Origin of the sequence: Stenotrophomonas sp. CCNWLW162 (assembly GCF_037203745.1) — a bacterium.
Classification (GTDB): domain Bacteria; phylum Pseudomonadota; class Gammaproteobacteria; order Xanthomonadales; family Xanthomonadaceae; genus Stenotrophomonas; species Stenotrophomonas maltophilia_AQ.
The window spans coordinates 1-24,142 of sequence record NZ_JBBCBL010000016.1 but is presented as its reverse complement, the minus strand read 5'-3'; the positions used below and the strand labels follow the sequence as shown (position 1 = coordinate 24,142).

Annotated in this window: 26 protein-coding genes; 14 read left to right on the top strand and 12 right to left on the bottom strand. The window is 67.4% G+C overall.

Features of this window, described 5'->3' with window-relative positions; all coding sequences use genetic code 11:
- Nucleotides 1-24: 24 nt before the first annotated feature.
- Nucleotides 25-966 (top strand): prolyl aminopeptidase, encoded by a 942-nt coding sequence (gene pip / locus V9K93_RS20715; protein WP_046985204.1) that lies wholly within the window; start codon nucleotides 25-27, stop codon nucleotides 964-966.
- Nucleotides 967-1,108: 142 nt separating this feature from the next.
- Here the strand turns inward: pip and V9K93_RS20710 are convergent, their stop codons facing one another.
- Nucleotides 1,109-1,993 (bottom strand): LysR family transcriptional regulator, encoded by an 885-nt coding sequence (locus tag V9K93_RS20710; RefSeq protein WP_295380496.1) that lies wholly within the window; start codon nucleotides 1,991-1,993, stop codon nucleotides 1,109-1,111.
- A gap of 105 nt (nucleotides 1,994-2,098) precedes the next feature.
- Between V9K93_RS20710 and V9K93_RS20705 the strand changes: the two genes are divergently transcribed.
- Nucleotides 2,099-3,514 (top strand): MFS transporter, encoded by a 1,416-nt coding sequence (locus tag V9K93_RS20705; protein WP_295380490.1) that lies wholly within the window; start codon nucleotides 2,099-2,101, stop codon nucleotides 3,512-3,514.
- Nucleotides 3,515-3,579: 65 nt separating this feature from the next.
- Here V9K93_RS20705 and V9K93_RS20700 read toward each other — a convergent pair whose 3' ends face one another.
- The 4 genes from V9K93_RS20700 to V9K93_RS20685 are packed head-to-tail and all read right to left on the bottom strand — an operon-like array spanning nucleotide 3,580 to nucleotide 6,473.
- Nucleotides 3,580-4,377 carry an N-formylglutamate amidohydrolase gene (locus V9K93_RS20700; protein ID WP_295380489.1) on the bottom strand — a complete coding sequence of 266 codons (798 nt, stop codon included), beginning with the start codon at nucleotides 4,375-4,377 and terminating at the stop codon, nucleotides 3,580-3,582.
- Nucleotides 4,370-4,924 carry an NUDIX hydrolase gene (locus tag V9K93_RS20695; RefSeq protein ID WP_046985207.1) on the bottom strand — a complete coding sequence of 185 codons (555 nt, stop codon included), beginning with the start codon at nucleotides 4,922-4,924 and terminating at the stop codon, nucleotides 4,370-4,372. The genes V9K93_RS20700 and V9K93_RS20695 overlap by 8 nt, the downstream gene beginning before the upstream one ends.
- Nucleotides 4,921-5,898 carry a 5'-3' exonuclease gene (locus V9K93_RS20690; RefSeq protein WP_248298516.1) on the bottom strand — a complete coding sequence of 326 codons (978 nt, stop codon included), beginning with the start codon at nucleotides 5,896-5,898 and terminating at the stop codon, nucleotides 4,921-4,923. Before V9K93_RS20690 ends, V9K93_RS20695 begins: the two co-directional genes overlap by 4 nt.
- The gene (locus V9K93_RS20685; protein ID WP_046985227.1) at nucleotides 5,895-6,473 is read right to left on the bottom strand and encodes a nitroreductase family protein; all 579 of its coding nucleotides are present in this window, start codon (nucleotides 6,471-6,473) and stop codon (nucleotides 5,895-5,897) included. Before V9K93_RS20685 ends, V9K93_RS20690 begins: the two co-directional genes overlap by 4 nt.
- 331 nt (nucleotides 6,474-6,804) lie before the next feature.
- Here V9K93_RS20685 and V9K93_RS20680 point away from each other — a divergent pair, with 331 nt between their 5' ends.
- A complete protein-coding gene (locus V9K93_RS20680) occupies nucleotides 6,805-9,126 on the top strand; it encodes a PacR family protein (RefSeq protein ID WP_046985208.1) in 2,322 nt (773 codons plus the stop codon).
- 52 nt (nucleotides 9,127-9,178) lie between these two features.
- Nucleotides 9,179-10,258: an NAD(P) transhydrogenase subunit alpha gene (locus V9K93_RS20675; RefSeq protein WP_337303137.1), complete on the top strand. Its 1,080-nt coding sequence runs from the start codon at nucleotides 9,179-9,181 to the stop codon at nucleotides 10,256-10,258.
- Between the two features lie 77 nt (nucleotides 10,259-10,335).
- On the opposite strand, the gene V9K93_RS20670 is transcribed toward V9K93_RS20675, so the two are convergent.
- The 3 genes from V9K93_RS20670 to V9K93_RS20660 are packed head-to-tail and all read right to left on the bottom strand — an operon-like array spanning nucleotide 10,336 to nucleotide 11,709.
- Nucleotides 10,336-10,797 carry a DUF3106 domain-containing protein gene (locus V9K93_RS20670; protein ID WP_136639801.1) on the bottom strand — a complete coding sequence of 154 codons (462 nt, stop codon included), beginning with the start codon at nucleotides 10,795-10,797 and terminating at the stop codon, nucleotides 10,336-10,338.
- A 4-nt stretch (nucleotides 10,798-10,801) separates the two neighbouring features.
- The gene (locus V9K93_RS20665; protein WP_136639802.1) at nucleotides 10,802-11,128 is read right to left on the bottom strand and encodes a DUF3379 domain-containing protein; all 327 of its coding nucleotides are present in this window, start codon (nucleotides 11,126-11,128) and stop codon (nucleotides 10,802-10,804) included.
- Nucleotides 11,125-11,709: an RNA polymerase sigma factor gene (locus V9K93_RS20660; RefSeq protein ID WP_136639803.1), complete on the bottom strand. Its 585-nt coding sequence runs from the start codon at nucleotides 11,707-11,709 to the stop codon at nucleotides 11,125-11,127. The genes V9K93_RS20665 and V9K93_RS20660 overlap by 4 nt, the downstream gene beginning before the upstream one ends.
- Nucleotides 11,710-11,807: 98 nt before the next feature.
- On the opposite strand from V9K93_RS20660, the gene V9K93_RS20655 reads away from it, so the two are divergent.
- Together V9K93_RS20655 and V9K93_RS20650 are read left to right on the top strand one after the other, a co-directional pair.
- On the top strand, nucleotides 11,808-12,128 hold the full coding sequence (locus V9K93_RS20655; protein WP_046985213.1) for an NAD(P) transhydrogenase subunit alpha part 2: 321 nt from the start codon (nucleotides 11,808-11,810) through the stop codon (nucleotides 12,126-12,128).
- A complete protein-coding gene (locus tag V9K93_RS20650) occupies nucleotides 12,125-13,585 on the top strand; it encodes an NAD(P)(+) transhydrogenase (Re/Si-specific) subunit beta (protein ID WP_337303136.1) in 1,461 nt (486 codons plus the stop codon). The genes V9K93_RS20655 and V9K93_RS20650 overlap by 4 nt, the downstream gene beginning before the upstream one ends.
- 88 nt (nucleotides 13,586-13,673) lie before the next feature.
- On the opposite strand, the gene V9K93_RS20645 is transcribed toward V9K93_RS20650, so the two are convergent.
- A complete protein-coding gene (locus V9K93_RS20645; protein ID WP_295380482.1) occupies nucleotides 13,674-14,093 on the bottom strand; it encodes a hypothetical protein in 420 nt (139 codons plus the stop codon).
- A 122-nt stretch (nucleotides 14,094-14,215) separates the two neighbouring features.
- Between V9K93_RS20645 and sufT the strand changes: the two genes are divergently transcribed.
- From sufT to V9K93_RS20615, 6 genes are all read left to right on the top strand, one after another.
- Nucleotides 14,216-14,767, top strand: a complete 552-nt coding sequence (gene sufT, locus V9K93_RS20640; protein ID WP_004144911.1) for a putative Fe-S cluster assembly protein SufT — start codon at nucleotides 14,216-14,218, stop codon at nucleotides 14,765-14,767.
- Nucleotides 14,768-14,826: 59 nt separating this feature from the next.
- The gene (locus V9K93_RS20635; RefSeq protein ID WP_046985216.1) at nucleotides 14,827-15,921 is read left to right on the top strand and encodes a branched-chain amino acid aminotransferase; all 1,095 of its coding nucleotides are present in this window, start codon (nucleotides 14,827-14,829) and stop codon (nucleotides 15,919-15,921) included.
- 173 nt (nucleotides 15,922-16,094) lie between these two features.
- Entirely contained in the window at nucleotides 16,095-16,751 is a 657-nt protein-coding gene (locus V9K93_RS20630; protein WP_046985217.1) for a hypothetical protein, read from the top strand.
- Nucleotides 16,748-17,083, top strand: coding sequence for a transcriptional regulator (locus V9K93_RS20625; RefSeq protein WP_046985218.1), 336 nt, complete (start codon nucleotides 16,748-16,750; stop codon nucleotides 17,081-17,083). Before V9K93_RS20630 ends, V9K93_RS20625 begins: the two co-directional genes overlap by 4 nt.
- A gap of 1 nt (nucleotide 17,084) precedes the next feature.
- On the top strand, nucleotides 17,085-18,107 hold the full coding sequence (locus V9K93_RS20620; protein WP_337303135.1) for a M23 family metallopeptidase: 1,023 nt from the start codon (nucleotides 17,085-17,087) through the stop codon (nucleotides 18,105-18,107).
- Between the two features lie 378 nt (nucleotides 18,108-18,485).
- Entirely contained in the window at nucleotides 18,486-20,225 is a 1,740-nt protein-coding gene (locus V9K93_RS20615; protein WP_337303134.1) for a S8 family peptidase, read from the top strand.
- Nucleotides 20,226-20,314: 89 nt separating this feature from the next.
- Here V9K93_RS20615 and V9K93_RS20610 read toward each other — a convergent pair whose 3' ends face one another.
- The 3 genes from V9K93_RS20610 to wrbA all read right to left on the bottom strand — a co-directional run bounded on the left by V9K93_RS20610 (nucleotide 20,315) and on the right by wrbA (nucleotide 21,805).
- Nucleotides 20,315-20,800 (bottom strand): asparaginase domain-containing protein, encoded by a 486-nt coding sequence (locus tag V9K93_RS20610; RefSeq protein WP_046985220.1) that lies wholly within the window; start codon nucleotides 20,798-20,800, stop codon nucleotides 20,315-20,317.
- Nucleotides 20,801-20,879: 79 nt separating this feature from the next.
- Nucleotides 20,880-21,215 carry a DUF2069 domain-containing protein gene (locus V9K93_RS20605; RefSeq protein WP_046985221.1) on the bottom strand — a complete coding sequence of 112 codons (336 nt, stop codon included), beginning with the start codon at nucleotides 21,213-21,215 and terminating at the stop codon, nucleotides 20,880-20,882.
- Nucleotides 21,212-21,805, bottom strand: coding sequence for an NAD(P)H:quinone oxidoreductase (gene wrbA, locus V9K93_RS20600; RefSeq protein ID WP_046985222.1), 594 nt, complete (start codon nucleotides 21,803-21,805; stop codon nucleotides 21,212-21,214). Before wrbA ends, V9K93_RS20605 begins: the two co-directional genes overlap by 4 nt.
- Before the next feature lie 77 nt (nucleotides 21,806-21,882).
- On the opposite strand from wrbA, the gene V9K93_RS20595 reads away from it, so the two are divergent.
- Together V9K93_RS20595 and V9K93_RS20590 are read left to right on the top strand one after the other, a co-directional pair.
- On the top strand, nucleotides 21,883-23,157 hold the full coding sequence (locus V9K93_RS20595; protein ID WP_046985223.1) for a YihY family inner membrane protein: 1,275 nt from the start codon (nucleotides 21,883-21,885) through the stop codon (nucleotides 23,155-23,157).
- Nucleotides 23,154-23,729: a TlpA family protein disulfide reductase gene (locus V9K93_RS20590; RefSeq protein WP_253078074.1), complete on the top strand. Its 576-nt coding sequence runs from the start codon at nucleotides 23,154-23,156 to the stop codon at nucleotides 23,727-23,729. The genes V9K93_RS20595 and V9K93_RS20590 overlap by 4 nt, the downstream gene beginning before the upstream one ends.
- Nucleotides 23,730-24,142: the final 413 nt, after the last annotated feature.

Sequence of the window (24,142 nt, the reverse complement as noted above, 5' to 3'; positions counted from 1 at the left end):
GGGCATCACCCTGGAGCTGCAAGCATGCGTACGCTGTACCCCGCCATCACCCCCTACGACGTCGGCACCCTGAAGGTCGACGACCGCCACACGCTGTACTTCGAACAGTGCGGCAACCCGGACGGCAAGCCGGTGGTGATGCTGCACGGTGGCCCGGGCGGTGGTTGCAGCGACAAAATGCGCCAGTTCCACGACCCGTCCAAGTACCGCATCATCCTGTTCGACCAGCGCGGCGCCGGTCGTTCCATCCCGCACGCCGACCTGGTGGACAACACCACCTGGGACCTCGTCGCCGATATCGAGAAGCTGCGCGAGCATCTGAAGGTCGATCGCTGGCAGGTGTTCGGCGGCAGCTGGGGCTCGACCCTGGCGCTGGCCTACGCCGAAACCCATCCGCAGCGAGTGACCGAACTGGTCCTGCGCGGCATCTTCATGCTGCGTCGCTGGGAGCTGGAATGGTTCTACCAGGAAGGCGCCAACCGCCTGTTCCCGGATGCGTGGGAGCACTACCTGAAGCCGATCCCGTCGGTGGAACGTCATGACCTGATCTCGGCCTTCCACCGCCGCCTGACCAGTGAAGACGAAACCACCCGCCTGGAAGCGGCAAAGGCGTGGGCGGTGTGGGAAGGCGCGACCAGCTTCCTGCATGTGGACGACGACTTCATCAACAGCCACGAAGACCCGCATTTCGCGCTGGCCTTCGCACGCATCGAGAACCACTACTTCGTCAACGGTGGCTTCTTCGAAGTGGAAGACCAGCTGCTACGCGACGCGCACCGCATCGCCGACATCCCGGGCGTGATCGTGCATGGCCGCTACGACGTGGTCTGCCCGCTGGCCAACGCCTGGGACCTCACCAAGGTCTGGCCGAAGGCGAAGCTGGAAATCACCCCGGCGTCGGGTCACTCGGCGTTCGAAGCCGAGAACGTGGACGCGCTGGTGCGCGCGACGGACAGCTTCGCCTGATTGCAGGTAGTGCCGGCCGCTGGCCGGCAACGCCTTACCGGTAGCGCCGGGCCATGCCCGGCGGCATTCCATTCCGCCGCCGCAATGCGGCTCGCCGGGCATGGCCCGGCGCTACCAACGCTCATCCACGCAAGGCGTGGATCTACCAATCCCCGGCCAGCAACGCGTCGGCCAGCACCTGCAGTTTCGGTGAATGCTGCCGCGAAGGCGGATAGATCAACGACAGCGCGCGGCTGCGGCCTTCAAACGGCTGCAGCACGCGCTGCAGGCGGCCATCGGCCAACGCGTCGGCCACCGCGAAATCCATCACCTGCACGATGCCGATGCCCGCAATCGCTGCCTCCACCAACGGGTCGCCGCAGTCAAACACCATCCGCGTCGGCGGCGTGACCTCGCGCAGCTGCCCGTCCTGCAGGAACTGCCAGTCCACCAGCCGGCCGCTGCGCAGGTTGCGCACCGCCAGGCAGGCGTGATCCTGTAGCGCCGCCACATCGACCGGCGCGCCGCAGCGGGCCAGGTAACCCGGGCTTGCCACCGTCACCCAGCGCAGTGGCTTCAACGGACGCGCCACCATGCGCTGATCAGCGATGGTGCCGGTGCGCAGGGCGGCGTCGAAGCCTTCCTCCACCAGATCCACCAGGCGGTCGCTGAGTACCGCTTCCACCTGCAGGTGCGGATGCTGCTGCAGCAACGGCCCAAGCAAAGGCACCAGCACCCTGCGCCCGAACATCGACGGCGCGCTGATCTTCAGCGTGCCTGAGGGCGTGCACGGACGGTCGGCCAACTGCCGCTCGGCATCGTCGAGGCCGGCCAGCAGCGGCGACACCTGTTCGACGAATTGGCGGCCGTCCGGAGTCAGTGCCACGTTGCGGGTGTTCCGCTGCAGCAGCTTCACTCCCAGGCTGGCCTCCAGCCGCCCGATCGCGCGCGACAGGCCGGATTGGCTCAGGCCGAGCTGGCCGGCGGCCACGGTGAAGCTGCGGGCTTCGGCCACCTGCACCAACATGCGCACTGCGTTGAGGTCCATCGAGGCTGCATTCATGCTGAAAATCATGACAGATATGGTCGCTTAGGGGTTTATTGATTGGGCTGCATCAATGAGACTGCGTTCCCCCACCGTGCCAGACCGCCGATGCCTCCCCTCAAATACCCGCGCTGGGCGCTGACCCTGCTCGCCACCGCCCAGCTGATCATCGCCCTGGATGCCACCATCATTTTCGTCGCCCTGCATGACATGGGGCGCGCGCTGCAGATCAATGCGCAGCAGCTGCAATGGGTGGTCAGTGCCTACACCGTGGCCTTCGGTGGCAGCCTGCTGCTGGGCGGGCGCGCCGCCGACCTGATTGGCCGCCGTCGCTTCTACCGGCTGGGCATGCTGCTGTTCGCGCTGGCCTCGCTGCTCGGCGCGCTGGCGCCGAATGCCACGCTGTTGATCATCGCGCGCGCCGCGCAAGGCGTCGGGGCGGCGCTGCTGTTCCCGGCCACGCTGGCGCTGATCAACACGCTGTACGCCGAAGGCCCGGTGCGCAATCGTGCGCTGGCGATCTGGAGCATGGCCAGCGCAGTTGGTCTGGCGCTGGGCACGCTGCTTGGTGGCGTGCTGACCCAGGCGTTCGGCTGGCCGGCAGTGCTGGCGGTGATCGTGCCGCTGGCCACCGCCTGCGCGCTTGCTGCCGGTGCGTGGCTGCCGGCCGACGGCCCGCGCGTGCACGGCCGTTCCTTCGACCTGGCCGGTTGCCTCACCGTCACCGCCGGCGGCAGCCTGCTGGTTACCACCTTGGTGCAGGGCCCGGAATGGGGCTGGACTGCGCCGGCCACGCTCATCTGCCTGCTGCTGTCAGCCGTACTGTTGACGGTGTTCGTGCAGATCGAAAAGCGCAGCCGTGACCCGCTGATGCAGTTCGCGCTGCTGCGCTTGCCCGGCCTGCGCGCGGCGCTCGGTCTGACCTTCGCCTTCATGAGCAGCTATGGCGTGCAGTACTACTTCCTGGCGCTCTACTTCCAGGATGGTTATGGCTGGAGCCCGCTGCAGGCCGGCATGGCCTTCCTGCTGCCGACATTGGTGTGCACCTTCGGCATCCGCATTGCCGAACGCATGCTGCGGCGCCGTTCGCCACGGCAGGTGCTGGCCTGGGGCTTCGCCGCCGGTGCCATCGGCATCACCGCGGTGGCGCTGGCGATGCCGCATGGCGCCAGCTACTGGCCGCTGCTGCCGGGCATCGTGGTGCTCAGCGTGGGCCAGGGCATGAGCTGGACGGCGATGTGGATCGTGGCCGGGCACGGCGTGCCGGGGCCGCAGCAGGGTGTGGCGTCCGGCATGGCCGCCACCGCACAGCAGATCGGCGGCGCGTTGGGACTGGCGGTACTGGTGATGGTGGCCAACGCCGCGCGCGGCATGCAGGCGGCAACCAGCCCTGATGCGCTGCAGGGCATGGTCAATGCACAGTACGGCGCCGCGCTGTTCGCCGCGTTCGGCGTGGTCATCGCGCTGGGCCTGCGCCCGGCAACAGTAGTGGTAGTGCCGGCCGCTGGCCGGCAAACACAATGACCCAACTACCCTGAGGTTGCCGGCCAGCGGCCGGCACTAACAACCCGGGATGGATCCACGCGCGTTCAACCCAATGCCAGCAACTGCGGCTGCAACGCGCTGAAGATCCGCGCCAGCCGCTGCGCCCACGCCAGCTGCCCGGCGGCATCGGCGATCAGATCCTGGCGGATTTCCAGTTCCACATGCACCAGACCGCGGCCCTCGCCATGCACAGGTACCGCGTAGTCGCTGGTGCTGCTGACCGAATACGGTTCGTTGTCACCCACCACCAGATCGCCTTCCTCGCGCAGTGCCTGCAGCAAGGCATGGGCAAAACGCGTGTCCTGGTGGTACAGCACGCCGGCATGCCACGGTCGCTGTGCGCCGTTCATCGCCGGGGTGAAGCTGTGCATCATGACCAGCAGGGTGGGGCGACCGGCATCGCGGCGTGCGTCCAGTTCCGCGTCGATGCGTGCGTGGTACGGCGCGTGGACAGCATCAATGCGCTGCTGCCGCTGCGCCGCCGACAGCCCGGCGTTGCCCGGTACCACGGTGTGGTCGCTCACTTCCGGAATCAGCGTCGGCGAGGCCAGCGGGCGGTTGCAGTCGATCAGCAGCCGCGAATAGGTCTGTTCGATTGCCCAGGCATCCAGCCGTTCGGCCAGTGCGCGGGTGGTGCCGGCAATGCCGATGTCCCAGCCGATGTGGCGATCCAGTTCGACCTGCGGCAAGCCCAGGCCGGCGAGGGCGCGCGGCACCTGCTGGCCGGCGTGGTCGGCCAGCAGCAGGTACGGCGAAGCGCCCTGCGGCCGGTGGATCGTGTAGATCGCAGGATCACCGGCACCCAGCAGCGCCGGTAGTGAGTGCAGGTCGGCGTCAGCCACGTGGGCGCCCGTCCAGGTGATGCTCGATCATCCACAGGCCGGCCCAGAGCTTGGCGTCCAGCTCGTAGCCTTCGCCCATCTTCTGCACCAGCCACGCCGCCGCCTGTGCACGCGGGATCTCGTGCACGGTGATGTCCTCGCTGTCATCGCCTCCACCTTCGCCGATCCGGCGCAGGCCGGTGGCACGGACGAAGGCGATCTTCTCGCTGCTGGCGCCGGAGGACGTCGGGCCGATCATCAGCACTTCGGCGTGATCGGCGGTCCAGCCGGTTTCTTCTTCCAGTTCGCGTACGGCCGAGACCTCGATCGATTCGCCGGCATCGACGTCGCCGACCAGGCCGGCCGGCATCTCGATGGTGGGCGCCTGCAGCGGCACGCGGAACTGTTCGACGAACAGCACCTTGTCCTCCGGGGTAACGGCGATGATGATCGCCGCCAGGCCACCGGCGTGGGTGCGTTCGCTGTATTCCCAGGTGCCACGCACGACCATGCGCTGGTACTTGCCTTCGTAAACGACGCGCGGTGCTTCGGTGTTTCTCTGGCTCATGCGGGCTCGCTGGAAGTGGGGAAAGGGTCGGACATGCCGGCTGTGGTGGCAGCGCCGGGATCGTTCACGCCTGCGGCGTTGAACAGGCGGCGGCGGGTCAGCGGGCCGAAGCGCAGCGCCTGGCACAGGCCGCCCAGTAGTTCCGGGTCGGCTGACTGCCGCAGCAGGCCGGGCTGGCAGCCTTCCAGCGGCGCGTCCAGGGCAATGGTGGTCAGCTGCCGCCAGAGCTGGGCGTGCTCGCGCTGTTCGCGCAGGCGTACGGCCATCTGGGCGGCGCCGCGCAGGCGCAGGAAGGGCACTTCGTCCAGGCGTTCGTACAACGCGTCCAGGCTGCCGAAATGGGCCAGCAGTACCGCCGCCGACTTGGCGCCCACGCCGCTGATGCCGGGAATGTTGTCCACCGCATCGCCGCACAGCGCGAGGTAATCGGCGATCTGGTGCGCATGCACGCCGTGCCGCGCCTTCACCCCGGCTACGTTCCAGCGCTGGTTGCGTGCGTAATCCCACTGCTCATCGTGGTCCAGCAGCAGCTGCGACAGGTCCTTGTCGGCGGAGATGATCAGGCCGCGATGGCTGTGCCGGTGCTGGTGCAGCGCGCTGCCGATCAGGTCGTCGGCTTCGTAATCGTGGTGGGCCAGCACCACCAGGCCCAGCGCCGCACACAGGGCCTTGCAGTGCACGAACTGGCGCTTCAGCGCTTCCGGCGCCGGGTCGCGGTTGGCCTTGTAGGCCGCATACAGGCGATGGCGGAAGCCACTGTCCAGCGCCTCGTCGAAGGCGATGGCGATGTGCCGGGGGCGTTCGCGCTCGAGCAGGTCCAGCAGGAAGCGGGCGAAGCCGTGCACGGCGTTGGTCGGCCAGCCCTGGCTGTCCTGGAACTCGTCCGGCAGCGAATGCCAGGCGCGGAACACATAGATGCTGGCATCGACCAGATAAAGCGGCGGCGGCACCGGCGGAACACTTACGGCGCTCACTGCCCGGTCCAGTCCTGCAGCAGGGCGGCGGCGTCGGGGCGCTCGCGCTCGGGCACTTCGGCCTTCGGCGTGCCGATGTGGATGAAGCCGGCGATGCCCTCGCCCTCGGCCAAGCCCAGATGGGCATGCACGGCTGGATCGAAGGCCATCCATGCGGTCAGCCATTGCGCACCGAAGCCCAGCGCCTGCGCGGCCTGCAGCAGGGCGAAGCAGACGCAGCCGGCGGTCATCAGCTGTTCCTGCTCGGGCACCTTCGGGTCCGGGCGCGGGCTGGTCACCACCACGATCACCAACGGCGCATGGCTGAAACGCTGGCGGTCTTTCTCGAACACGGCGTCGCCCGCGTGCGGGTCGCGCTGGCGGCTGCGCTCTGCCAGGAAGTCGCCCAGAGTGTGACGTGCATCGCCAGCGATCTTCAGGAAGCGGAACGGCACGCGCTTGCCGTGGTCAGGCACACGCACCGCGGAGACCAGCATCCGCTGCAGAGTAGCCGGGTCCGGTCCAGGCTCGCCCAGTTGCCGCGAGGGCACTGAGCGGCGGGCATCCAGGGCGAGCAGGGCGGCGGGGTCGGGCATGGAGTCTGAACCGGTCATCACGGGTGTTTGATTATAGTCGGGGTGGTCAAAGACGCCGTTTGTGTCGCGTCCGGACCTTGAATATCAAACTGTGATGAACGTCATGCCACTGGCGGGAAAAGGACGGCCGCTTCCCCTCGCCTCGCAGGCCTTGCACGGCTTACGATATCTATCTTGCCGGGCCGCCGGTCATGAGGTTTGAAGTGAGGACTGTTTCACTGTCCGTGATGGGCTGGCCGGCCTACCATCGACGTACCGGTACATGGGGTGTACCGGTCGTCGCGATGTCCATGCTGTCTGTCGAACCAGAGAAGGTGGGGAGCCTTCCCGAATGATGAGCGCGCCCACACCGATGGGATCGCCGGGCCGTGACCCGGCACAGCTCCAGCGTGCCCGGGAGGCGGTCCTGCCTGCCCTGTGCCAGGCCTTCGGGGCCGCACTGGCGCGTTTCGACGATGCCCTGTTCGACCGTGCCGGCAATGCTGGCTCGTCGCAGCTGTTGTTCCTTGATGCGATGCGCGAACTGCGCCGCCGCCGCGAGGACATTGCTGCCGCCTTCGCCAGCCACCTGCAGCTGGCCTGGGATGCGTTGGCCAACGGTGAGCCGCTGTCGGCCGAGGCGACCCTGTCGGGTCCGGCCGAGGACAGCCTCAGCCTGCTGGATGAACACGTACTGGAATCGCGGCTGGCGGTGCGCAACTTCGCCACCGTGCTGCTGCGCGACTTCAAGCCGGTGCTGGCGCGGCTGGATCGCCGCCTGGGCCGGCTGATCGGTGGACCCGAACTGGATGCCGACCACAACCCGATCAGCCCCGAGCACCTGGGCGTGGCCATCCACGAAGCCTTTGCCGGCTGCGAGCTGGCCCCGGAAGTGCATCTGGTGCTGATCAAGCTGTGCGAGCGCGACCTGCGCGCGCCGGTGGGCCGCATCTACGAGAAGCTGGACGAACAACTGGCTGCTGCCGGGGTGATGTCGCAGATGGGGGCGCAGCAGCGTCCGTTGTCAGCCGCGCCCGAGCCGCGCGTGCCTTCAGGCCTGGACGATCTGGTCGAGCAGCGTCAGGGCGTGGGCTTCGATGCTGAATCCGGCGATGACGAACAGGCCGCACCGGCGTGGGCGCAGCGCTTCGCCGCACGCTGGTCCGAGCGCCGCGGCCACATGCAGCAGCATCTGGCTGGCGAAGACGGCGGAACCGGCGAGGCCTACGTGGGCCAGCAGGGCATGCTGCTGGAAGCGCTGCACGAACTGCTGCAGCAGACCCGCCATGTGCGCGAGGATGCAACGTCGGCCGCACAGGTTGCAGTTGGCCAGCATCGCCCGTTGAGCCAGCGCGAGATGATGTCGGTGTTGTCGCTGCTGCAGGCCACGCCCAGCGCGACCCTGCGCGCAGCCATCGGTGAGGACGGCGAATCGCTGGCGCAGCGGCTGAAGAGCGAAGTCCTGTCCAGCGCCACCCGGCTTGGCGTCGACCCCGGCCAGAGCCGGTTGGATCCGCAGGACGAAGATGCGATCGACCTGGTCGGCATGTTGTTCGACGTGATGCTGGACGAACGCGAGCTGGAGGGCCGCTCGCGCGAACTGATCGGCCGTCTGGTGGTGCCCTTCGTCAAGGTCGCCATGCTTGATCGCCGCATGTTCGTGCAGAAGACCCACCCGGCGCGCAAGCTGCTCAACTCGCTGGCCGAGGCCTGCGAAGGCAACACCGGCGAGAGCCAGGCCGAGCGCATGCTGATGGCCAAGGTCGAGGAAATCATCGAGCGCCTGGTGGCCGAGTTCAACGAGAACCTGGCCATCTTCCTGACCCTGGAAGAAGAGTTCCGCGAATTCCTCGTGCAGCATCGCCGCCGCGTGGAAATTGCCGAGCGTCGCGCCGCCGAAACGCAGCGTGGCCAGGAAAAGCTGGAAATGGCTCGCAGCCGTGCCGGCGCCGAACTGGACCGCCGCATCGGCGATGCTTCCCTGCCGCCGGCCATTGCCGAGTTTCTGCGCCAGCCGTGGCAGCACCACCTGACCCTGGCGCTGCTGCGCGAGGGCGAAGAAGGCGCGTCGGTGGCCGAGGCATTGAGCCTCGGCGACGGCCTCCTGGAGGAAGTGGCCGAGGCACGCCGGCAGATTGTCGGCAAGCCGTGGCTGCAGGCCTGGCAGCCGGTGCTGGCCAAGGTGTTTGCCAGCGTCGGCGTGCACGGCGATGCGGCTACCGGGGCGATCGACGCCTTGCATGACACGTTGCAGGGCATCGCCGAGTCGCGCCCGGAACTGCAGCGCGCGCTGCCGGAGCTGCCGCAGGTCGCATTGCCGGCGCCGCCGGTGGCCGAGTCGCCCGCAGTGGAGTTGAGCGGTCAGATCGACGCCGATGACTTCGACAATGCCGACGCCGATCGCTTCCGTCGCATGGAGATCGGTAACTGGCTGGACTTCGTCGACAAGGACGGCAAGGTCCAGGCCGGCAAGCTGTCCTGGGTCAGCCCGATTTCCTCGCGCCTGTTGTTCGTCAACCGCCGTGGCGTGCGCTTCTGCGTGGCTTCGCCGGAGGAACTGGCGGTGATGGTGCGGTTGGGCCGCCTGCGTGCCCACGTTGACGACGGCGCCTTCGACAGCGCCATGCAGGGCGTGATCGATCGGCTGGACCCGGGCAACGCCACCCTGCACTGAGCAGTGACGGCCTGCTAGGATCGGGAAAACACACCGATCAGCGGGGACCTGCATGGCCGTGGCGTTGCTGGGGATCAAGGAGTCCGCGCCGGGTGAACGGCGCGTAGCACTGACGCCGGAAACCGCGCGCAAGCTCGGCGCGCTGGGCGTCAGCGTCTGGTACGAAGCCGGTGCCGGCCTTGCTGCCGGTTTCACCGATGCTGCCTATGATGATGCCGGCGCGCGGGTCTTCGACGCCAGCCGTTGGGGCGAGATCGACATCCTGCTGTGCGTGCAGGCGCCGCCGGCGGCGGTGCTGGAGCAGCTCAAACCCGCCGCCAGCGTGGTCGGACTGCTGACCCCGGCCAGTGATCCGGCGCTTGCAGCATTGGCCGCTGACGATCGCCTGCACCTGTTCCCCCTGCAGCAGCTGCCACGCACCACCCGCGCGCAGGCGATGGACGTACTCAGTTCGCAGGCCGGCATGGCCGGTTACAAGGCCGCGCTGATCGCGGCCGAGCGCGCACCGCGCTTTTTCCCGATGCTGACCACGGCAGCCGGAACCGTGCGTCCGGCCAAGGTTCTGGTAATCGGTGCCGGCGTGGCCGGCCTGCAGGCCATCGCCACCGCGCGCCGGTTGGGTGCGCAGGTGGAAGGTTTCGACGTGCGTCCGGAAACCCGCGAGCAGATACAGTCGCTGGGGGCGCGTTTCCTCGACCTGGGCGTCAGCGCGGCAGGCGAAGGCGGTTACGCGCGTGCGCTGACCGATGAAGAGCGCGCCGAACAGCAGCGCCGGCTGGCCGACCATCTGCGTAGCGTGGATGTGGTGATCTGCACCGCAGCGGTACCGGGGCGACCGGCGCCGACGATCGTGACTGCCGCAATGGTGGAAGGCATGGCCACCGGCAGCGTGATCGTTGATCTGGCCGCCGAAAGTGGCGGCAACTGCGCGCTGACCCGGCCGGGTGAGTGCATCGAGCACCAGGGCGTGACCATCGATGGTCCGCTGGGGCTGGCCAGTCGCGGCGCGACCCAGGCCAGCGAGATGTACGCGCGCAACCTGCTGAATTTCGTCGCGTTGTTCGTGCGTGAGGGGCAGCTGGCGTTCGACTGGGACGACGAGCTGCTGGCGAAGACGCGCTGGCAGGCGTGACCCGGTAGCGCCGGGCCATGCCCGGCGAGCGCAGCGGAAGGCACTGGATCCGCCGGGCATGGCCCGGCGCTACCGTGTTACCGCGGCTTCGCCGGCGGCGGATTTTCCCGCACCCAGTCCTTGCGCTGTTCCGGCGTCATCTGTGACCAGCGCTCGCGCAGGGCGTCGCGCTGCGCCGGTGGCAAATCACGCATCTGGCCGAACAGGGCACGCGCCTGCTCGCGCTGCTCCGGGCTCATGTGTTCGAAGCGGCGTAGCCCACGGCGGGCCTTGTCGCGTTCCTCCGGACTCATCGATTGCCAACGCTGGCCATGCGAGAGCATGCGTTGGCGCTGGCCAGCGTCGGCGCTGTTCCAGCGGTCGCGCAGCGGCGCCAGCAGGGATTCGCGCTGGGCGTCGCTCAGTTGTTCCCATGCCGGCAGCGGTGCGGTCGGCACGGGACGCGGGGCAGGGGCGGGTGCGGCGCTCTGTGCCAGCGCCGGGACGGCCGGCAACAGCGACAGGGCCAGCAAGAGTGGCAGGGTATGCAGTCGGGACATGGGTTCACTCCATCGCCAGGTCGTTGTCGCCCAGCCACAGGTACAGATCAGGATTCTCGTCGTACAGCGCGCTGTTGTCTTCCACTGCCGCCAGCACCGGTGCTGGCGCAGGGCCCGTCAGCGTGCCATGGCCAGTGAACTGCAGGCCGATACCCAGTGCCACCACCAGCGAACAGGCGCTGGCCAGCCACCAGCGCCAGCGCCCGCGATGGGCCGCGCCGGCGCCATGGCGGGCCTGGCGCAGCCGTGCCAGCGTCGCCGGCGACAACGCCTGCAGCGACTGCGCGTGCAGGCTGCGCAGGGTGTCATCGGAAGGCAGGGGGCGGTTCACGGGTGGGTCTCCAGGTAGTCCTGCAGCGCTTGCCGGGCGCGTGCCAGATGGGTTTTTACCGCGCCTTCGCTGCAGCCCATGGCGCGGGCGGTGGTGGCCCCGTCCAGGTCCTGCAGCACGCGCAGGGTGAAGGCCTCGCGCTGGCGGGCGGGCAGGGTGCGCAGTGCCTGCACCAGCTGCTGGTACTGCTGGTGTTGCTCATGCGCCTGCGACGGGTCGGGGCCGGGGTCGGCCCAGTCGATCTCGCCGCCGTCGGCGTCCTGGTTGTCACGCCAGAACGGCAGGCGGAAGCGGCGCCGGCGCTGCAGGTCGATCACCCGCCGGCGCAGGATGCTCCAGAACAGCGGTGCCCATTCGGCGGCCGGCTTGTCGGCGTAGTCCAGCATGCGCAGCAGGGCATCCTGCACCGCGTCCAGCGCATCCTCGCGCTGGCGCAGGCCGGCCTCGGCGAAGCGGAACGCACGCGGGCCGACGCTGGCCAGGAACGCCTCCAGCGATGCCGGCAGGGCATCGGTCTCGGCGCTCGGGGGGAGGGGGCTGCTCACCAGCACAGGGTACGGTTCCTCGCTCGGGGTCACCATTGGCAACGCGTGAGCGCGGCTTTGGTTGACGCCGTGCGCGCGCCGGGTTCAGCCCATGGTTATGATGGGGCGACGAAGACAGAGCGGGAGCGTTGCCAGTGAGTGACGGGTTCGTAGCGCTGTACATCTTCATGCTGGCGGCCATTGCCGGCCACGTGATCATTTCGCGGGTGCCGGTGATCCTGCATACCCCGCTGATGTCGGGGTCCAACTTCATCCACGGCATCGTGCTGATCGGCGCGATGGTGGTGCTGGGTCACGCGCAGACGCCGCTGGAAAAGGCACTGGGCTTCCTGGCCGTGGTGCTCGGTGCCGGCAATGCCGCCGGTGGCTACGTGGTCACCGCACGCATGCTGGAAATGTTCAAGCCGAGTGCGCCCAAGCGCGACAAGGACGAACCGAAGGAGCCGCAGGCTTGAACATCAGCACCATCGAACTGCTCGATTGGCTGGTCAAGGCCAGCTACCTGGTCGCCGCCACGCTGTTCCTGCTCGGCCTTCAACGCATGGCCTCGCCGCTGACTGCACGCAGCGGCATCCGCTGGGCAGGGCTGGGCATGCTGCTGGCCACCGTGGCCACCTTCTTCCTGCCCGAGCTGCACAACGTGCCGCTGATCCTGGTGGCGCTGCTGCTGGGCGCCGGCCTGGCGTGGTGGTCGGCCGGCAAGGTCGCCATCACCGACATGCCGCAGATGGTGGCCCTGTACAACGGCATGGGCGGCGGCTCGGCCGCGGCCATCGGTGCAGTGGAACTGTTGCGCTACGCCTTCCTCGCCAACCGCGATACCAGCCACTGGAGCGCACAGGCGCTGGCCGACCTCGCTGCCCGCCAACCCTCGGGCATGGTGCTGCTGCTGGCGGTGGTCGGCGCGGCCATCGGTGCGGTGTCGCTGTCCGGCTCGGTGATTGCCTGGGCCAAGCTCGACGGTCGCCTCGACAAGCGCGTGACCTGGCCCGGGCAGCAGGTGATGAACCTGGTGGTGGCACTGGCGGTGGTGGTGCTGGCGATCATCGCGGCCAGCACGCTCAACACCTGGGCGATCGTCGCCTTCTTCGTGCTGGCGCTGGCGCTGGGCGTGCTGATGACGCTGCCGATCGGTGGTGCCGACATGCCGGTGGTGATCTCGCTGTACAACGCGTTCACCGGCCTGGCGGTGTCGTTCGAAGGCTATGTGCTGGGCAACGAGGCGTTGATCATCGCCGGCATGATGGTCGGCGCGGCGGGCATCCTGCTGACCCGGCTGATGGCCAAGGCGATGAACCGGCCGATCCGCAACGTGCTGTTCTCCAACTTCGGCGGCGCTGCGGCGGGCGAGGCGCAGGTGATTTCCGGTTCGCAGAAGCCGATCGAAGCAGCTGACGTGGCGGCGATGATGGCCTTCGCCGAACGCGTGGTGATCGTGCCCGGCTACGGCATGGCCGTCGCCCAGGCCCAGCACAAGATCTGGGAGCTGGCACAGCGGCTGATCGCACGCGGGGTGAAGGTGAAGTTCGCGATCCACCCGGTGGCCGGACGCATGCCGGGGCACATGAACGTGCTGCTGGCCGAGGCCGGCGTGCCCTACGACCTGATCGCCGACATGGATGACATCAACCCGGAATTCGCCAACACCGACGTGGTGCTGGTGATCGGCGCCAACGATGTGGTCAATCCGGTCGCGCGCACCGACCCGGCCAGCCCCATTTACGGCATGCCGGTGCTGGATGTGGTCAACGCCCGCAACGTGGTGGTGATCAAGCGCGGCAAGGGCACTGGCTTTGCAGGCATCGAGAATGCGCTGTTCTACGCTGACAACACCCGCATGCTGTACGGCGATGGTGCAGAAGCCGCGGCCTCGCTGGTCAGTGAGCTGAAGGGGCTCGACGGGGGGCATTGAGGGAACGGGGTCGGATCCCTTTCCGCAGGAAAGGGCTCTGACCCCACATCCAACATCCGCCATCCACGCATGGTGTGGATCTACGCGCTCAGCGTGCCAGCCAGGCGCCCACAGCCACACCCAGGGCCAGCCACAGCCATTCCATCGCGCCATTGGCGAGGGTGATCAGCGTCCAGGCCAGGTGCGGACCCATCCGCGTGGTCGCATCCCACAGGTCCAGCCCGATCGAGCCACCCATCCAGGCGCTGGCGATGGTCCAGTTGGCCACCGCAGCCACCAGCAACGTGCCCAGCACCACCAGGGTGATGCGCAACCGGCCCGGGCCCAGCGTGCCCATGCGCAGCATGAACACCAGCTCCAGTGCGGTCACCACGGCCATCCAGCCGACCTGCCGGCCGGTCATCAGGGCCAGCACCATCCAGGCAAGGGGAGCAACAAGCAGGCCCAGCAGCAGCATGAGGGGCCAGAGCCAGGTCACGGTCCTGGCACGCGCGGCATTGGAGGACATCGAAGCTCCCTGAAAGTCATCCACAGGATACTGTGGTTTGCCGCAGTGCACCGGCGAGGGTAGGGCGGCTGGGCTAGAATGCCGTCTTGCGTGGCCTTGGCCACGGCCCCATATCGGTCCCCATGTATTCCCGTAGCAGCGAACCTGTCCACTTCGAACGCGATTGCGAGGCCGTGATGGTCCCGCAGGGCGACACCGTGACCCTGCCCGCCGGCAGCTATGGGTACATCACCCAAGCGCTGGGCGGCAGCTATTCGGTGTTCGTGGAAGGCAACCTGTTCCGTATCGCCGGCAAGGACGGTGACGCCATCGGCAAGGAGGCGCCGGCTCCGCTGGAGCTGCCGGCCGATGCGACCGACGAGCAGGTGGAGCAGTTGGTGTGGCAGCAGCTGCGCACCTGCTTCGATCCGGAAATTCCGGTGAACATCGTCGAACTGGGCCTGGTCTACGAGGTCGAGATCAAGCACCTGGACGAAGGACAGCGCGAGATCGACGTAAAGATGACGTTGACCGCGCCGGCCTGCGGCATGGGCGACATCCTGGTCGACGACGTACGCAGCAAGCTTGAAATGATCCCGACGGTGGCCGAGGCCGACGTCGAGCTGGTGTTCGACCCGCCGTGGAACCAGCACATGATGTCCGAGGCTGCCCGGCTCGAGACCGGCATGCTTTGACCCACGGCCCGCAGTGACGCGGGCCCGGTACTACCCGCAACCAGAACAGGAAATCTCCGGTGTCCCAGTCCATTCCCAGCTTCGCCGTCACCCGTTCGGACCACCCGCGCAGCGCTGAAGAGCGCGCCCAGATCCTGGAGAAGCCGGGCTTCGGCCTGCACTTCACCGACCACATGGTGGAAGTGCGTTGGGACAAGGACACTGGCTGGCACAACGCCAACGTGCGTGCCTACGGCCCGCTGCAGCTGGACCCGGCCGCCGCGGTGCTGCATTACGGCCAGGAAATCTTCGAAGGCATCAAGGCCTACCGCCATGCCGACGGTTCGATCTGGACCTTCCGCCCGGATGCCAACGGCCGCCGCCTGCAGCGTTCGGCGCAGCGCCTGGCGCTGCCGGAACTGCCGGTGGAGATCTTCGTTGAATCGCTGAAGCAGCTGATCGCCGTCGACAGCGCCTGGGTGCCGTCGGCCGATGAGTCGAGCCTGTACTTCCGTCCGTTCATGATCGGCGACGAAGCCTTCCTTGGCGTGCGCGGCGCGCACAAGGCCGGCTACTACGTGATCGCCAGCCCGGCCGGCCCGTACTTCGCCAAGGGCGTGGCGCCCGTGTCGATCTGGCTGTCCACCGAGTACGCACGTGCGGCCAAGGGCGGCACCGGTGCCGCCAAGTGCGGTGGCAACTACGCCGCCTCGCTGCTGCCGCAGCAGAAGGCGCAGGCGCAAGGCTGCTCGCAGGTGCTGTTCCTCGACCCGGTCGAGGGCAAGTACCTGGAAGAACTGGGTGGCATGAACGTGTTCCTGGTCTACAAGGATGGCACCCTGGTCACCCCACAGCTGTCCGGCAGCATCCTCGAAGGCATCACCCGCGAGAGCATCCTGCAGCTGGCCCGCGACCGCGGCATGAAGGTCGAAGAGCGCAAGGTCAGCATCGACGAGTGGAAGCAGGGCGTGGCCTCCGGCGACATCGCTGAGGTGTTCGCCTGCGGTACCGCCGCAGTGGTCACCCCGATCGGCCAGCTCAAGGGCGAAGGCTTCTCGGTGGGCGACATCAATGCACCGGCTGGCGAAGTGACCATGTCGCTGCGCAAGGAACTGACGGATATCCAGTACGGCCGCCTGCCGGACCGCCACAACTGGCTGGTCAAGCTGGGCTGATCGCCCGCGTTGAACCTGTAGCGCCGGGCCATGCCCGGCGGCTCTTCTTGAAAGCCCGTCCCAGTGACGGGCTTTCTGCGTTGGGGCCCGCCCGTCGACCGCAGCAGATAGGCGCTTGACGCAAATAAGTTTGCGATGCAAACTTAATTCAAGCGACCCCGATGGAGCGTGTCATGCAGCAGCCGTCCGTCATTGATCCTTCCTCGCGCCTGCAGGCGTTGACCCGTGAATACTCGCGTTACTCGCGCAGTGCCGGTGGCCTGTCGGCGATCGCGGGCGGTGTTGCCTGTCTGGCCTCCTTCCTTGCGGGCGCGCTGTTGCCGACCACCCTGACGCTGCGCGTCGTGCTGATCGCCGTACCGGTGCTGTGGATCGTCGGCAAGCAGTGGCTGGCGCGTCGCTACTACCAGCGTCTGGGCCAGGTCGAGGAGCAGGTGACGCCGGCCGAGCGCAACTTCCAGCGCTTCTTCATCGCCTTCACCGCCTTGGTGAGCGTGCTGGTGATCGGCAGCGTGCTGACCCGGCTGGCGCCGATGGGCGAACGCCCCTGGGACCTGCGCGCGATGGGCTACCTGGTCGTGGTGGCACTGTTGCCCTGGGTGGTGTGGCGCTGGCTGCGTACGCCGCTGGAGTTCATTGTGGGCGTATTCCTGCTGTGCCAGGCCGCGCTGGCCTTCACCGGGCAGGCGTATGGCTTCGGCGCGAGCACCGTCGTGTTCCCGCTGGCATCCATCGCACTGATCGTGGCCGGCTGGCGTGACCACCAGCGCTTCCAGCGGCTGCAGGTGGAGATGCGCGCGTTCATGGCGGCGCGGACGAACGTCGAATGACCCAGCTGCCCGATTCCCGAGCGCTGCTCCAGCTCGATCGCTTGATCCATGAGCCGGCACGCCTGCTGATCCTGTCGATCCTGGCAGGTGCTGAATCCGCCGAGTTCGGATTTGTCGAGCATCTCAGCGGGTTGAGCAAGGGCAACCTCTCCAGCCATCTGAGCAAGCTTGAAGCGGCAGGGTTGGTCGCCATCGACAAGTCGTTCCGCGGCAAGCGCCCACTGACCACCCTGCAGTTGACGCCGATGGGCCGCACTGCCCTGGCCGAGTACCGCACGCAGCTGGCGGCGATCGTTGCCGGCATTCCCGATCCGGATCGAAAGGACTCCTGACATGACATTGCTCCCGCGCCTGTTTGCGGTTCTGGTTGTTTCCTTTTCTGCCCTCACAGGCGTGGCCGCGGCCGCAGATCCGCGCCAACAGGGAGCTGCGCTGACCACGCAGTTCTATGAAGGGCACATCGACGCCCTGTGGGAACGGATGACGCCGCAGATGCGGGCGGGGCTGCAGTCTCCGCAGAACCTGGTGACGCTGCGCGAGCAGGTGCTGGCGGGTTGGGGCGCAGAAACCGAGCTGGTCAGTGAGAAGGTCGAGAAGGTTGATGGATTCGACACCTATCTGCGACAGGCGCGCTTCGCCAGGAGCCCGGCCATCATCCAGGTGCTGTGGGCCATCGATGCCGACGGGCGGATCGGCGGCTTCTACATCCGCCCGCTCCAGGCCACGCCGCCACAGGCCGCGGCGAGCGGGTTCCTCGACTACCAGACCCGCACACGGCTGCAACTGCCGTTCGAGGATGAGTACTTCGTATTCTGGGGCGGGCGTAGCGTCGAACAGAACTACCATGCGGCCCATGCCGGTCAGCGCTTCGCGCTGGATCTGCTGGTGGTCCGCGATGGCCGCTCGCACCGTGGCGATGGCCTGCGCAACGATGACTACTACTGCTTCGGTCGCCCGATCCTTGCGCCGGCTGACGGTACGGTGGTGGACGTGATCGAGGGTGTGGCCGACAACGTGCCGGGTCAGATGAATGCCGCCCAGCTCACCGGCAACCGCGTCATTCTCGATCACGGCAACGAGGAGTACTCGGTGCTGGCGCACCTTCGCCAAGGCAGCGTGCGCGTCGCGCAGGGGCAGGTTGTCCGCAGCGGCGCGCACCTCGGTGACTGTGGCAACAGCGGCAATTCCTCCGAACCGCACCTGCACTACCAGCTGCAGGCCGGGCCGGTGTTCGGTGTCGGCGAAGCGTTGCCGGCACAGTTCTCCGATTACATCGCCGATGGCCAGCCGGTTGCACGCGGCGAGCCGGTCAAAGGGCAGCGCATCCGGCCAGCGGGCGTTCCGCGGGCGAAGTAGTCAGCGCGTCCGACGAGGGCCGGCCGGGGCACCGCCTGGATGCTGCGCGGTCGTTACGGGGGGCGTGGACGCCGATGTCGGCAAAGTCATCACAGGACACGTGATGACCCAGTCAGGTGCGTGCAGGGCACGAGAAAGTTCCTTCACCTTCACAAACCCTCGACCCGAAAAGTCTCAGAACGAACATTTCATCTTGCTGAAAAGACGCTGAAAATCTTGTGGTGTCCGGTTTTGGTCATTAGCGTCATCTGCACGGCGGATCGTTAGGGGGATCCGCTGACTCGCCGGACTTCGAACCTCGCCAATGCAAGCCAGCCCATGGTTCGGGCCGGTGCTTCTGCCGATTCCGGCATTCACACCACAAGAAAGGGAAATACGATGTCCCAGGTAACGCAACCGCGTGTGCGTCGAGTGTGGGTGGTCCTTGGTGCGTCCGTTCTGTCATCGCTGCTGCTGGTCACGCCTGCGCTGGCCGGTGACGTCCAGCTCAGCGGCCTGCAGTCCGCGCAGACCCACCAGCGTTTCATCGTGAAGTACCGCGACGGCAGTGCCCCGGTGGCCAATACCACCGCACTGGCCTCTTCACTGAAGAGTGCCGCCGCCGGCCTGGCCAGCAGCCAGGGCCGCGCGCTGGGCCTGCAGCAGGTCCGCAAGTTGGCCGTCGGCCCGACCCTGGTCAAGACCGATCGTCCGCTCGACCAGGCCGAATCCGAGCAGCTGATGCGCAAGCTGGCCGCCGACCCGAACGTGGAATACGTCGAAGTCGACCAGATCATGCGCGCCACGCTGACCCCGAACGACACCCGCTTCAGCGAGCAATGGGGCTTCGGCACCTCCAATGCCGGCATCAACATCCGGCCGGCCTGGGACAAGGCCACCGGCACCGGCGTCGTAGTCGCGGTGATCGATACCGGCATCACCAACCATGCCGATCTCAACGCCAACATCCTGCCCGGCTATGACTTCATCAGCGACGCCGCGATGGCGCGCGACGGCAACGGCCGCGACAACAACCCGAACGATGAAGGTGACTGGTACGGCGACAACGAGTGCCAGGCCGGCTATCCGGGTTCCAACTCCAGCTGGCACGGTACCCACGTCGCCGGCACGGTGGCGGCGGCGACCAACAACAGCACCGGCGTGGCCGGTACCGCGTTCAACGCCAAGGTCGTGCCGGTGCGTGTGCTCGGCAAGTGCGGCGGCTACACCTCCGACATCGCCGACGCGATTGTGTGGGCTTCCGGCGGCAGCGTCAGCGGCGTGCCGGCCAATGCCAATCCGGCCGAAGTGATCAACCTCTCGCTCGGCGGTGGCGGCAGCTGCTCGACCACCTACCAGAACGCGATCAATGGCGCTGTCGGCCGTGGCACCACCGTGGTGGTCGCAGCCGGCAACAGCAACACCAACGTGTCCTCGTCGGTGCCGGCCAACTGCCCGAACGTGATCGCGGTGGCAGCCACCACCTCGGCCGGTGCGCGTGCCAGCTTCTCCAATTATGGCAACGGCATCGACATCTCGGCACCGGGCCAGGGCATCCTGTCCACCCTCAACAGCGGCACCACCACCCCGGGCAGCGCCAGCTACGCTTCGTACAACGGCACCTCGATGGCCGCACCGCACGTTGCCGGCGTGGTCGCACTGATGCAGTCCGTTGCCCCGAGCCCGCTGAGCCCGGCGCAGGTGGAGAGCATCATCAAGAGCACTGCACGTCCGCTGCCGGGCGCCTGCTCGGGTGGTTGCGGCGCCGGCATCATCGACGCCGACGCGGCCGTGGCTGCGGCGATCAACGGCGGTGGCCCGAACCCGGGCGGCAACGTGCTGCAGAACAACGTCCCGGTCACCGGCCTGGGCGCTGCCAGTGGCGCCTCATTGAGCTACACGGTCAACGTTCCGGCTGGCAGCACCCAGCTGCGCGTGGCGATCAGTGGCGGCAGCGGTGATGCCGACCTGTACGTGCGCCAGGGCAGTGCCCCGACCGATACCGCGTATACCTGCCGTCCGTACCTGAGTGGCAACAGCGAGACCTGCACCATCAACAGTCCGGCCGCCGGCACCTGGTATGTGCGGGTGAAGGCCTACAGCACCTTCTCGGGCCTGACCCTCAACGCCCAGTACTGAGCCCAAGCCCCTCTCCATGGGCACGCCCCGGCTCCGGCCGGGGCGTTTTCTCTTTGGGTAGGTGCCGACCCTGGTCGGCACGCTGTTCCTCAAACCGATTCGAAGCGGTTCGCGGCCACGTTCTTGCGCACGTGCTGCGGATCGAAGATCCGGCCGTTCATCGCGATGTACACGCCGGTCGGCAGCGACTGCACTGCACCGATCGCACAGCCGATGTTGAACTCGGCATCCGACCCGCGGAAACGTGCCGGGCTCAGCGCACCGGTCATCACGATGGTCTTCTCCGGAATCGTCGCCAGCACCTGGCCGGTCTGCACCATCGAATCGGTGCCGTGGGTCACCAGCACGTGGCGGGTCGGCTGCGCGGCGATGGTGGCGCGGATCAGCTCGCGGTCCTCATCGTTGATGTGCAGCGAATCCTTGCGCAGGATCGGAATCACGTTGAAGCGGAACGTCACGCCCAGCTCGCGCAGGATCATGCCGATCTGGGGGTCGCCGATCTGGTAGTCCGACTTGTCGTCGAAGTAGATCTTGTCGATCGTGCCACCGGTGGTGACGACCAGGAGCTCTTCCATCATGTGCATGCGCGAAACCAGGACAGGTACAGCGGCGCGGGGCCAGGAACACAGATGATACGGCCCGGCGGCCGCAGCGTCAGCGTCGCTTGCCGAAGCGGGCGCGCAGCCCGGGCAGGCTGGCGCTGAAGATCACCAGCAGCGCCAGCGCGATCTCGATCAGCGCCAGCCAGCGCGTCTGCGGGTGGCTCCAGGCGCTCATCACGCCATGGCTGAACCAGCCCAGCGCCAGCACCGAGGCCCAGAAGCCAGCCTTGCGCCAGCCCAGGCGCAGCGCCACGGCCAGTGCCAGCGGCGGTGCGGTGAACACCAGCTGGGTGGCCAGCCAGTGCTTGTCATTGATGAACCAGCCGGCGAACAGCGCCGCCAGCCCCATCAGGGCCAGCAGCAGGACCGTGCGCGGCGGGCGGTTCATCGGGCCAACCGCTGTGCGATGTCAGCCACGCGGCGTCCCAGCGCGCGGGCCAGAACGGCCTCGTCGTCGGTCGGCTGCGGGTCATCGGCCGCGCCGGCCACATGGCTGGCGCCATAGGGCGTGCCACCACTGGTGGTATGGCTCAACGCCGGCTCGGTGAACGGGATGCCGACGATCACGCAGCCGTGGTGCAGCAGCGGCACCTGCATCGACAGCAGGGTCGATTCCTGGCCACCATGCATCGAGGCGGTGGAGGTGAACACGCCGGCCGGCTTGCCGGACAGAGTGCCGTTGACCCATTCGGCGCCCAGCCCATCCAGGAAGTGCTTCACCGGCGCGGCCATGTTGCCGAAGCGGGTCGGGCTGCCCAGCAGCAGGCCCTGGCATTCGACCAGGTCCTGAACGCTCACGTAGGGCGCGCCATCGTCGGGTACCGGCGGCTGCGCGGTCTGGGTGACGGCGGCCACCGGCGGCACCGTGCGCAGCCGCGCTGCCATGCCCGGAACCTCGCCGATGCCCCGCGCGATCTGGCGCGCCAGCCGTGCCACTGAACCGCCCCGGCTGTAGTACAGCACCAGAATCTCGCCCATCGTGACCGCTTCTCCTCGTCGTGTGGCCACCAGTATGGCTATCCTGCGACCATTCCGCATCGGGTACCCTTTCGCCGATGGAACCTTTGGATACGCTCAACCTGTGGATGGAGCGCGCGCGGGATCGCGCACGCGCCATCAGCTTCGGCCGCTTCCTGTGGCATCGCTTCCTCGACGACCGCCTGTTCCAGGCAGCGGCGGCGCTGGCCTACACCACGGTGTTCGCGCTGGTGCCGCTGGCGATCGTGGTGTTCGGCGTGCTCTCGGCCTTCCCCGTCTTCGACCGCTGGAGCGACCAGCTCAGCGATTACGTCTTCTCCAACTTCGTGCCCAACGCCGCGCGCGCCGCCGAGGGCTACCTGCGGCAGTTCTCGGCCAGTGCCGGCCAGCTCACCGCCGCCGGCTTCATCGCGCTGGTGGTGTCGCTGCTGATCACCCTCAACAGCGTTGAGGAGACCTTCAACCAGATCTGGCGCGTGGGCTCGACCCGGCCCAAGCTGACCCGCTTCCTGGTCTACTGGACCGTACTGACCTTGGGCGCGATGCTCGCCGCCGCCTCGCTGGCAGTGTCGGCGCGGGTCTTTGCGATGCCATTGTTCGGGACCCAGGAGGGCCGCTGGCTGGCCGACCTGGCGCTGCGGCTGGCGCCGATCCTGATCGAATTCGTCTGCATCACGCTGATGTTCCGGGTGGTGCCGCACCACACGGTCAAATGGCGGCATGCGGTGCCCGGTGCGATCCTCGCCGCCGTCATCCTGGAACTGGTGAAGTGGGGCATTGGTGCTTACCTGGGCAGCTTCCAGTCGTACCAGAAGCTCTATGGCACGGTGGCCTTCGTACCGATCCTGCTGCTGTGGATCTATCTGTGCTGGGTGGCGGTGCTGCTGGGCGCGTCGTTGTCCTCGTCGATGGCAGCGTTCCGGTACCAGCCGGTCGAGCTGCGCCTGCCGCAGGGCTACGAGTTCTACGGCCTGCTGCGCCTGCTGGGACGCTTCCACCATGCACGCGCGAAGGGCAAAGGCCTGGCCGACGACGAGATCCTGCGGCTGGAGCCGATGCTGACCGATTCGCTGCTGCAGGACCTGGCCTGCAACCTGCAGGAAATCGGCCTGCTGCGCCGTGATGAGCGCGGTGAATGGCTGCTCGCGCGCGATCTGGAGCAGGTCAGCCTGTCTGACCTGTACGAATGCACCCAGCTGCGCATTCCAGTGGCCGAGCAGCACCTGCCGTACCGCGACGACACCCTGGGCCGCGCCGCACTGGCGGCCCTGGACGACCTGCGACTGCCCCTGCGCGAGCGCCTCAAGCGCAAGGTCAGCGACATCTACACCGATTCTGGAGACGCACCATGACCCACAAGACCTCGTTGCCGCTGATGCTCCCGCTGGCCCTGCTGCTGGCGCTGTCGGCCTGCAAGCCGGCGCAGGAGCCGACCCCGGCCAGCAGCCAGCCGCCGGCACAGGCACCAACGCCGACCACGCCGGCGCCAGTGGATGAGACCCCGGCCGAGCGCATCACCGCCGAGTTCCCGACGTTGAAGATGAAGGCGGTGGACGGCAGTGATTACGATCTGGCCGCGCATCGTGGCAAGTGGGTGGTGGTGAACTTCTGGGCGACCTGGTGTGCACCGTGCCGCAAGGAGATGCCGGAGCTGTCGGCGTTGCATGCGATGCGCAGCAACATCGAAGTGGTTGGTCTGGCCTACGAGGACATCGAGGTGCCGGAGATGCAGTCTTTCCTGACCAAGCATCCGGTGACCTATCCGATCGTGATCGTGGATCCGTTCGATCCGCCGGCGGACTTCGCCACGCCGCGAGGCCTGCCGTTGACGCATCTGCTGGATCCGCAGGGCAAGCTGGCCCACACCTTCCTTGGCCCGGTGACCGCCGCCGACATCGAAAAGCAGATCGCGGCGGCCAAGTAGGTTGCGTATCGGCAGGGCTGCGCCCTGCACTCGCCGAAACATTCAAGCAACGGCAACAGCAACAGCCAAAGCGCGATTTCCGTGTGGTGGCGGGGCGGTGTCGGAGTGCGGGGACGCCGCAAGTACGTCCATGTAGGCTTGGCAGCCGCATCCATGCGGCTGACACCCCGCACTCCGACACCGCCCCGCCTCTGACAGATTTCTGCGATCTGGTAGATCCACGCCACGCGTGGATGAATGTCTGTCAGATTTCGAAATCAGAAAATGGGGTCAGATCCGTTTTCCTCTGGAAAACGGATCTGACCCCCATCGGCATGTCCAGCAGATCGCAGAAATCTGTCGAAGGCGGGGTGGGTCCGGTTGCGGGGGCGTGAGCCGCATGGATGCGGCGACCGAGCTTACATGGACGTACT

Coding starts and splice junctions, on each gene's coding strand:
- V9K93_RS20630 (WP_046985217.1), top strand. CDS start 16,095: ATGCAGCAGCCGTCCGTCATTGATCCTTCCTCGCGCCTGCAGGCGTTG.
- V9K93_RS20605 (WP_046985221.1), bottom strand. CDS start 21,215: ATGAACCGCCCGCCGCGCACGGTCCTGCTGCTGGCCCTGATGGGGCTG.
- V9K93_RS20645 (WP_295380482.1), bottom strand. CDS start 14,093: ATGTCCTCCAATGCCGCGCGTGCCAGGACCGTGACCTGGCTCTGGCCC.
- V9K93_RS20680 (WP_046985208.1), top strand. CDS start 6,805: ATGATGAGCGCGCCCACACCGATGGGATCGCCGGGCCGTGACCCGGCA.
- V9K93_RS20675 (WP_337303137.1), top strand. CDS start 9,179: ATGGCCGTGGCGTTGCTGGGGATCAAGGAGTCCGCGCCGGGTGAACGG.
- V9K93_RS20670 (WP_136639801.1), bottom strand. CDS start 10,797: ATGTCCCGACTGCATACCCTGCCACTCTTGCTGGCCCTGTCGCTGTTG.
- V9K93_RS20610 (WP_046985220.1), bottom strand. CDS start 20,800: ATGGAAGAGCTCCTGGTCGTCACCACCGGTGGCACGATCGACAAGATC.
- V9K93_RS20625 (WP_046985218.1), top strand. CDS start 16,748: ATGACCCAGCTGCCCGATTCCCGAGCGCTGCTCCAGCTCGATCGCTTG.
- V9K93_RS20620 (WP_337303135.1), top strand. CDS start 17,085: ATGACATTGCTCCCGCGCCTGTTTGCGGTTCTGGTTGTTTCCTTTTCT.
- V9K93_RS20695 (WP_046985207.1), bottom strand. CDS start 4,924: ATGAGCCAGAGAAACACCGAAGCACCGCGCGTCGTTTACGAAGGCAAG.
- V9K93_RS20685 (WP_046985227.1), bottom strand. CDS start 6,473: ATGCCCGACCCCGCCGCCCTGCTCGCCCTGGATGCCCGCCGCTCAGTG.
- V9K93_RS20710 (WP_295380496.1), bottom strand. CDS start 1,993: ATGGACCTCAACGCAGTGCGCATGTTGGTGCAGGTGGCCGAAGCCCGC.
- sufT (WP_004144911.1), top strand. CDS start 14,216: ATGTATTCCCGTAGCAGCGAACCTGTCCACTTCGAACGCGATTGCGAG.
- V9K93_RS20615 (WP_337303134.1), top strand. CDS start 18,486: ATGTCCCAGGTAACGCAACCGCGTGTGCGTCGAGTGTGGGTGGTCCTT.
- V9K93_RS20660 (WP_136639803.1), bottom strand. CDS start 11,709: ATGGTGACCCCGAGCGAGGAACCGTACCCTGTGCTGGTGAGCAGCCCC.
- V9K93_RS20705 (WP_295380490.1), top strand. CDS start 2,099: ATGCCTCCCCTCAAATACCCGCGCTGGGCGCTGACCCTGCTCGCCACC.
- wrbA (WP_046985222.1), bottom strand. CDS start 21,805: ATGGGCGAGATTCTGGTGCTGTACTACAGCCGGGGCGGTTCAGTGGCA.
- V9K93_RS20590 (WP_253078074.1), top strand. CDS start 23,154: ATGACCCACAAGACCTCGTTGCCGCTGATGCTCCCGCTGGCCCTGCTG.
- pip (WP_046985204.1), top strand. CDS start 25: ATGCGTACGCTGTACCCCGCCATCACCCCCTACGACGTCGGCACCCTG.
- V9K93_RS20595 (WP_046985223.1), top strand. CDS start 21,883: ATGGAACCTTTGGATACGCTCAACCTGTGGATGGAGCGCGCGCGGGAT.